The 7,376-nt window shown below is 66.9% G+C and carries 7 protein-coding genes; all 7 read right to left on the bottom strand.

Annotated features, from left to right (window positions below; all coding sequences use genetic code 11):
- Positions 1 to 114: 114 nt before the first annotated feature.
- Positions 115 to 474: a DUF6188 family protein gene (locus tag NU1_RS35300; RefSeq protein ID WP_067528394.1), complete on the bottom strand. Its 360-nt coding sequence runs from the start codon at positions 472 to 474 to the stop codon at positions 115 to 117.
- A 122-nt stretch (positions 475 to 596) separates the two neighbouring features.
- Positions 597 to 1,634: a hypothetical protein gene (locus NU1_RS35295; RefSeq protein WP_067528405.1), complete on the bottom strand. Its 1,038-nt coding sequence runs from the start codon at positions 1,632 to 1,634 to the stop codon at positions 597 to 599.
- A 41-nt stretch (positions 1,635 to 1,675) separates the two neighbouring features.
- Positions 1,676 to 2,182 (bottom strand): hypothetical protein, encoded by a 507-nt coding sequence (locus tag NU1_RS35290; RefSeq protein WP_067528403.1) that lies wholly within the window; start codon positions 2,180 to 2,182, stop codon positions 1,676 to 1,678.
- 80 nt (positions 2,183 to 2,262) lie between these two features.
- Entirely contained in the window at positions 2,263 to 3,708 is a 1,446-nt protein-coding gene (locus NU1_RS35285) for a GntP family permease (RefSeq protein ID WP_067528392.1), read from the bottom strand.
- 8 nt (positions 3,709 to 3,716) lie between these two features.
- Positions 3,717 to 4,337, bottom strand: coding sequence for a bifunctional 4-hydroxy-2-oxoglutarate aldolase/2-dehydro-3-deoxy-phosphogluconate aldolase (locus NU1_RS35280; protein WP_067528390.1), 621 nt, complete (start codon positions 4,335 to 4,337; stop codon positions 3,717 to 3,719).
- The gene (locus NU1_RS35275) at positions 4,334 to 5,941 is read right to left on the bottom strand and encodes an N-acyl-D-amino-acid deacylase family protein (RefSeq protein ID WP_067528388.1); all 1,608 of its coding nucleotides are present in this window, start codon (positions 5,939 to 5,941) and stop codon (positions 4,334 to 4,336) included. Before NU1_RS35275 ends, NU1_RS35280 begins: the two co-directional genes overlap by 4 nt.
- A gap of 11 nt (positions 5,942 to 5,952) precedes the next feature.
- Positions 5,953 to 7,263, bottom strand: coding sequence for a type III PLP-dependent enzyme domain-containing protein (locus NU1_RS35270; RefSeq protein ID WP_067528386.1), 1,311 nt, complete (start codon positions 7,261 to 7,263; stop codon positions 5,953 to 5,955).
- Between the last annotated feature and the right edge of the window lie 113 nt (positions 7,264 to 7,376).

The raw sequence follows: 7,376 nt of genomic DNA, 5'->3' as shown, positions 1-7,376 counted from the left end.
GCGCCGGAATGACGATGGCGGCAGGCGGCATCGCGACGTCGACCGCAGCAGCGCGCAGTGCGCCCGAGCGGACGAAAGCCGTTCGGGCGCACCCATGTTCAGCAGCGTATCCACCTACGCCGACCAGGTGGCCAGCTCTCCGCCCGGCATGGACACCACCAGATAGTTCGGACCGGTGACCGACCACGCCTCGTAGTACGGATCGGCGTCGACGACCACCCAGCTGCCGGAATCCAATCCGACCCGCAGTCCGCCGGCGTCGTTCACCGAGGCCGACACAATGACCCCGTCGAGGGATACCACCAGATCACCATTGCCGCGCGCCGGGTCGCCGACCACGTAGTGTTCGGTCCCATTGGGCGTTTCCACGGTCAGCTCACCGGTGATGTGCAGTTCGTACTCGCCGACGCCTATGGCGAGCAGCGGTTCCATGGACAGCACGCACAGGTTCTTACCGGTAATCGGTAGCTCCATCGTTTTCCCTCCGAATCGGACACTCCTCCAGAGTGCCCGACCCGGAGACCGCGACGCCGCGACGCGCTCCGTCGGCGTACCCGCTGGTGGGAAGCCTCACAGGCGGCAGCGATAGTGACCTGTCAGGCGTCGGCGAGGATGGCGAGGGTGGATTCGGAGAGGAAGAACGGCTCGAGCCGCTCGCGAACGAGCTTGCTGAGTACACCATTTCGCTTGGCCTGCTCGATAACAGCCGGACCGTAGCGCAGGATCTCATTGCCGATGTCCTGACCGGACAGGCCGAGCTCAGGCAGCATGGCGGCGAGGGTGAGGTCGCCGTATTTGGTGAAGAACACGTCCACGCATTCGTCGACGAGCAGGCCGAAGTACTCCTTCTCGCGGGTGGTGAGCGCGATCTGGTAGATGATCAGGGCCAGCTCACGCAGTTCCTGCTGGGAGAGGTAGTCGCGCAGGCCGCTCACCGGCTCTCCGGCGTGCAGATCCCAGAACTCCATGGCGGCGTCGTGCACGGGTGCGTCGCGCAGCATTTCGCGAATGGCGTTATTGGTGCGCTTGAGCGCGAATTGCGCTCCCTTACCGGCCATTTCACCGAGGAAGGTACCGTCGCCGGTCGCCCGCTCAGCCGCCTTGCGGGCCTGCTTGGCGGCCGAGGTGCCCAGGTTTACCAGCGAACCGACACCCGGGATCTTGCCCGCCATCTGCCGGTTGCTCTCCATGAAATCGGAGATCAGCTTATCCACGAATTTGGACGCGACGGTGGCGATGAGCGGGCTCTCGGTGAGCCGTTCCAGAATGCGCTCCTGCGCCTGGTGCATGCCGAAGATCTGCTCCAACAGTTGCTCGACGGGCTCACGCTCCACCACGTCACCGAGGGTGTATTCGTTATTGGCGGCGATATTGTCGTAGATGGAGTCGGCGAAAACGCCCACCACATCGCGTAGTACCGGGCTGCCGCCGATCAGGTCGATGATATTGCCGACGGTCCGTTTGGCCTCGTCGATGCTCACCACATCGCGGAAGACAATGGTGTCGGCGACGCCGAGGACGGCATCCACGTCACGGGCGACGACCTCGGCGAACCGGTCGCCACTGACCTCTCCGACGATGTATTCGACCTGGGCGTCCAGCAGTCGTTCTGCGATTTCGCGCGGCTCGGTCATGGAGTTTCCACCCATCAGATAATTCGGACCGCCCGAAAGCACTACGTCTTATCGGTGTCGTTGCCTCGCACCGATTTCCGGATCTGCTCCAGGCGTTCCCGCGCGGCCTTGGCCCGCGCATCCCACTGTTCGTCGGCGCTGCGGCCCGCTGGTGTCTGCCGATCGAGCTCGTCCATCCCCTGTGCGGTGCCGTAGCGCTGCTCGACCTTATCGCGAACTGACTCGAAAGTAGGGACACCGGCGGGCGAATAACCGCCGATCCCGGGCCCGGGGCCGATATCGGCCGTCGGCACCGGTATGCCGGTGATCACAGCAGCCGCTCCGACCTGCTCCAATGCGCCAACCGACTCAGACACCCCATCGGTGTGCGTGTCCGGACTCACACTCACACTCAGCGGCACATGGCTGGTGGTGGCGGCCAGTGACGCCGCTACCTCGTGCAGCGCACCCAGCGCCGCCCTGCCATCGGTCGCGGTCGCCACCACGGATACCAATTCGACATCCGAGAGCTTCGTCAGCGCTTCGGCCAGTTCACCGGCATCAGTCATACCGCCCAGGCTACGCATACCGCCGCGGTGGACGCGGGAAGTGATAGCGGCGGGCTCTCGCACCGCCGCTCCCGCACCGATCAGGCAAACAGGGCGAACAGCACCGCCGCCACCACGAAGCTCACCACCGACAGCACCGTCTCCAAGACCGTCCAGGTCTGCAGGGTCTGCTTCACGGTGAGATTGAAGTACTTGGCGATAATCCAGAAACCGCCGTCATTGACGTGGCTGAGGATGATGGACCCCGCCGCGATTGCCATGGCGATGAGCGCGAGGGCCATCTGCGAGTAGCCCTCCCCCACCAGCAGGGGCGCCACAATGCCGCCGGTGGTGACAATGGCGACCGTCGCGGAACCCTGCGCCACCCGCAGACCGCAGCTGATCAGATACGCCAGCACGATCACGGGAAGTCCAGCCGCGGACATGGTTTCGGCGAGCGCCGCACCGATGCCGGTGGCGGAGATGACCTTTCCGAAGAACGCGCCCGCTCCGACGACGAGTAGCAGCATGCCGATCGGCCGCAGCGATTCACCGGTGAGCGTGCTCAGCTCCTGCACGGTGGAGCCGCGCCGGATGCCGAGAACGTAGAAGGCGATCAGGACCGCGACCAGCAGTGCGACGGCCGGGGTGCCGAGGAAGGTCAGCACCGCGAGGGCTTTCGACCCCTCATCGAGGATTTGGCTGCCGAAGGTCGCGCCGAGGATGAGCAGCAGCGGGATGGCGATAATGCCGCCGATGAGCGAGACAGCGGGCGCTTTGCGTTCCAGGACCGCGGTTCCCGGAGCGCTGGGCGTACCCGGGCCGTCACCGGGTGCGGCCAGCGATGGCCGCACCAGGAAGTCCTCCGGCACCTCCACGTGCACGCGCTTGCCGATCCAGCCGCCCCAGACAATGCCCGCCGCGACGAATCCCGGGAGGCCACAGACGAATCCTATGAGGATCAGCCAACCCAGGCTGACACCGAGCAGTCCGCCGAGGGCGACCGGACCGGGATGCGGCGGCAGGAAGGCGTGTGTCATGGACAGGCCCGCGAGCATCGGCATGGCGTAGAGCACCAGCGACCGGCCACCGCGTTTGGCGGCCACGTACACCAGCGGTGCGAGTACGAAGATGCCGACATCGAAGAACACCGGGATGCCGAAGATGAGTCCGAGCAGACCCATGGCGATCGGAGCGCCCCTGTCGCCGAAGCGATTCAGCAGTTTCTCGGTCAGTACATCCGCGCCGCCGGAGCGTTCGAGGATCGCACCGAGCACGGTTCCGAGCCCGATAATGACGGCGATATGGCCGAGAATGCCGCCGAATCCGGTTTCCAGTAGGGAATCACCGGCTTTCAGCGGATTGCCGACGATTTCGGATACCGGCAGTCCGGCGGCCAGCGCCAGGCCGAGACCGGTGAGCAGCAGCGCGATGAACGGTTCGAGTTTGAACCGAATAATCGCGAGCAGCAGCACGGCTATGGCCAGCCCGCACAGCACCAGCAGTCCGGGGGTGGTGGTGCGCAGCCAGTCAATGGTGGCGCCCATGGGTTACCTCACTTCATGGATCGAACAAAAGATGCCGCGCGTGCGGCGATTTCGGGCCAGCGGCCCGCGGCGACATCGGCGGGTGCGACGACATCGGTGCCGGCGGTGACGGCCGCCGCGCCGTGCGCGAGAAATTCGGCGGCATTACCGGCATTGACTCCGCCGGAGGGAATGAGATCCACCTCCGGGAAGGGGCCGTGCAGGTCCTTCAGATAGCCCGGCCCGAGGGTGCGGGCGGGGAAGATCTTCACCGCCGCCGCACCGAGGTCGAGCGCCTGCATGACCTCGCTCGGCGTGAAAGCGCCCATCACAACCGGGATTCCGCGCCGCACGGCGACCGCCGCGACCCTGACCCGGAGACCGGGGGTGACCAGGAACCGCGCGCCGTTGTCGATGGCGGCCTCGGCCTGTTCGGCGGTCAGTACCGTCCCCGCGCCCACCACGCCGCGACCGGAGTCGGCGACCTTGCGCAGGCAATCGAGGACACCGGGGGTGGTGAAGGTGAGCTCGAGGGCTCGAATCCCGGCCCCTGCCAACGCCTCCGCGAGCGCTACGGGGTCCGGAATCTCGGGGGCGCGCACGACGGTGAGCACCCGATCGGCGCGGATCACCTCCAGGGCGGCGGTCAACGGGTCTCCTTTCGTTCGGAATTCATGCGCAGGGCACGACCGGCCAGCGCACCGGTGGGCTTACCGCCGTCGAGGGCGAAGACGCCATTGACCAGGACGTGGGAAATGCCGTGCGCCTGCTGTTTCGGGTTATCGAAGGTGGCGGTATCGGTAATGGTCGCCGGATCGAAGATCACCAGGTCGGCGGCGTAGCCCTCGCGGATGAGCCCGCGGTCGCGCAGTCGCAGCCGTTCGGCGGGACGGCCGGTGAGGTGATTGACGCACTCCTCCAGCCCGAACAGGCCGAGTTCGCGCACATAGTGGCCGAGGTAGCGCGGGAAGGTGCCCCAGGCGCGTGGGTGCGGGCGCTCACCGACGAGCAGACCGTCGCTGCCACCCATATGCCGCGGGTGGCGCATGATGGCGCGCACATTCTCCTCGTGGCCGACATGCTGAAGGATGGTGGTGGCCAGTTGGTCTCGGGTGAGCAGGTCGAAGAACACCGCGACCGGCGGCAGATCGCGATCGACGGCGATCTGGGTGACGGTGCGGCCGACGTACCGGTCGAGCTCGCTGTTGCCGACGCCGCTGATCTGGATGGTGTCCCAGTCGACGGTGACGCCGTGGCACCCGTCGGAGCCATTGAGATTGACGTCCTCGGAGATGCGTAGCCGCTGCTGCGGATCGGCGATTCGGGCCAGGGCGGCGTCGGGGCCGCCGGACATGGCCCAGCTCGGCAGTAGCGCCGACAGGGTGGTGGAGCCCGGCAGATAGGGGTAGGTGTCGAGGCTGATATCGCAGCCGTCTGCCAGCGCAGCGTCGACGAGATCGAGCAGTTGCGGTGCGCGCCCGCGGTTTTCGCCGAAGTTCATGGTGGCGTGGGTGAGATGCACCGCGCAGCCCGTGCTACGGGCCAGGCCGATCATTTCGGCGTAGGCGTCGAGCGCGCCCGCCCCGTAGGAGCGGGTATGCGGTGCGTAGAAGCCGCCCGCCGCGGCGACCACCTCGCACAGCGCCGCCAATTCGGCTGTGTCGGCATACATTCCGGGCGTGTAGGTGAGCCCGCTGGACATGCCGACCGCGCCCTCGGCGAGGCTCTGGGCGAGCAGCACCTGCATACGGCGGATTTCGGCGGCCGTGGCGGCACGCTTGTCCGCACCGACGACGAGCAGCCGCAGAGTGCCCTGCGGGACCAGGTAGGCGGCATTGGGGGTGATGCCCCGATCCAGGCGGTCCAGGTACTCACCGACCGAGCGCCAGTCGAAATCGAGATCGGGATTACCGTTCCACCCCGCGATCTGGCGGCGCACCACGGCGAGGGTGGGTTCGTCGATCGGGGCGTAGGACAACCCGTCCTGCCCGATGACCTCGGTGGTGACGCCCTGGCTGAGCTTCGGGAAATGTCCCGGCTCGGTCAGCAGATGTAGATCGGAGTGGGCGTGCATATCGATGAAGCCGGGTGACAGCACCGAATCGCCGCCGTCCACCGTGCGTTCGGCTCCGGCGACGGTCCCCGGCTGCGCGATGGCGGTAATGCGACCGGCATCGACCACCACATCACCGCGATAGCGCGGCGCACCCGTTCCGTCGACAATGTCGATATCGCGAATCAATAAATCGGCCATAATGTCCCGCCTCAGAAGAAGGTGTGCAGCAGGTCGATGACGCGGGGCCGCTCGGCATCGGCGTCGTCGATTACGGGAATGAGCCGCCATTTGTCGAAGGCGGTGCAGGGATGGGACAGGCCCAGCCGCAGCACGCTGCCCACGGGCACATCGGCGGCGGTCCCACCCGGCAGTCGCAGGAAGGCGTGCTGGTCGTTCAGCTTCGATATCAATGCGCCCGACGGCAGTTCCCGGGATTCGACCGCCGGTCCCACGATCCGCTGCGGGACCGGCAGCCCCTCATCGAACGGGAGATCGCGCTTACCGGCATCGAGTAGCGCCAACTCCGGTTCCGGCCGGGAGACGGTGCGAGCCCAGCCGTGTATGGCCGAGCGCAGCGGGCGCTCGGTGTAGGCGGCCGTCAACGGGGAGATCCCCGCATAGAAGCCGTCGTCGTGGGTGATGTACGCGCCCGAGCGCAACACCACCGAGGTCGCAACCGCGTGCGCGCCTGCCTCATTCGCGAGTCCGGCGAGGCGCTCCACCACGAGCTCCGGGTAGGCGCTACCACCGGCCGTGACCACCGCGGCCCCGGAATACCCTCCGGCAGCGGCAATCTCGCGATGCAGTCGAGCCAGCTCGTCGAGGTAGCCGCGCACGGTGGCGAGCGATTCCGGGGTGCGATCGTGCGCCAGGGCGGCCTCGTAGCCGCCGACGCCGCCGAGCCGTAGCCGTGCCGAGCGCCCGACGGCCGCGGCGATCTCGAGCGCGATATCGACCGAGCGCGCGCCGGTGCGGCCGTGCGCACCACCGAGTTCGACCAGGACCGTGAGCTTTTCGGTACCGGGCGCGGTGCTCAGATGCCGGTCCATGAGTTCGACCGTGGCCACGCTGTCCACCCAGCTCAGGAATTCGAACTCCGGGTCCTGCGCCAGTTCCGCCGCCACCCAGTGCAATCCGACCGGGTCGACCAGGGCATTGGCGAGCAGGATGCGGCTCACTCCGAAGGAGCGCGCCAGCTGCGCCTGCCATCCGGTCGCCAGGGTGATGGCCCAGGAGCCCGCGGCCAACTGATCCGCCCACAGCTGCGGCGACATGGTGGTTTTGCCGTGCGGTGCGAGCTCCACACCCGCGGCGCGGGCCCATTCGGCCATCACCGCGATATTGGCATCGACCGCGGTCCGGTCCACGGTCAGCACCGGCGTTTCGAACTCGTCGAGATGCGGTGCGGTGGCCAGGAAGTCACGCACGGTCAGCCCCCACGCGGTGGGTGGCAGGGCCTTGTGCTCCGGCCCCAGCCTGCGCTCGCCCAATGCGGCGACGGCGTCCTTGTCGATGGCCACGACGTTCCTTTCGGCATGTCACGCTCGGAATGAGTGATCGCGCTCTGTTGGATAGCGCCGGTTCGATAGCGCTCTATCCGATAGCGATCGAGCATTGCGTATTCTGCAACGCG

Origin of the sequence: Nocardia uniformis NBRC 13702, assembly GCF_001613345.1 — a bacterium.
Lineage (GTDB): Bacteria > Actinomycetota > Actinomycetes > Mycobacteriales > Mycobacteriaceae > Nocardia > Nocardia uniformis.
This window is presented reverse-complemented; position numbering and strand designations above follow the sequence as displayed.

What these genes read in the sequence shown, in the direction of transcription:
- NU1_RS35285 (WP_067528392.1), bottom strand. Translation starts at nt 3,708, where the DNA reads ATGGGCGCCACCATTGACTGGCTGCGCACCACCACCCCCGGACTGCTG.
- NU1_RS35300 (WP_067528394.1), bottom strand. Translation starts at nt 474, where the DNA reads ATGGAGCTACCGATTACCGGTAAGAACCTGTGCGTGCTGTCCATGGAA.
- NU1_RS35295 (WP_067528405.1), bottom strand. Translation starts at nt 1,634, where the DNA reads ATGACCGAGCCGCGCGAAATCGCAGAACGACTGCTGGACGCCCAGGTC.
- NU1_RS35290 (WP_067528403.1), bottom strand. Translation starts at nt 2,182, where the DNA reads ATGACTGATGCCGGTGAACTGGCCGAAGCGCTGACGAAGCTCTCGGAT.
- NU1_RS35275 (WP_067528388.1), bottom strand. Translation starts at nt 5,941, where the DNA reads ATGGCCGATTTATTGATTCGCGATATCGACATTGTCGACGGAACGGGT.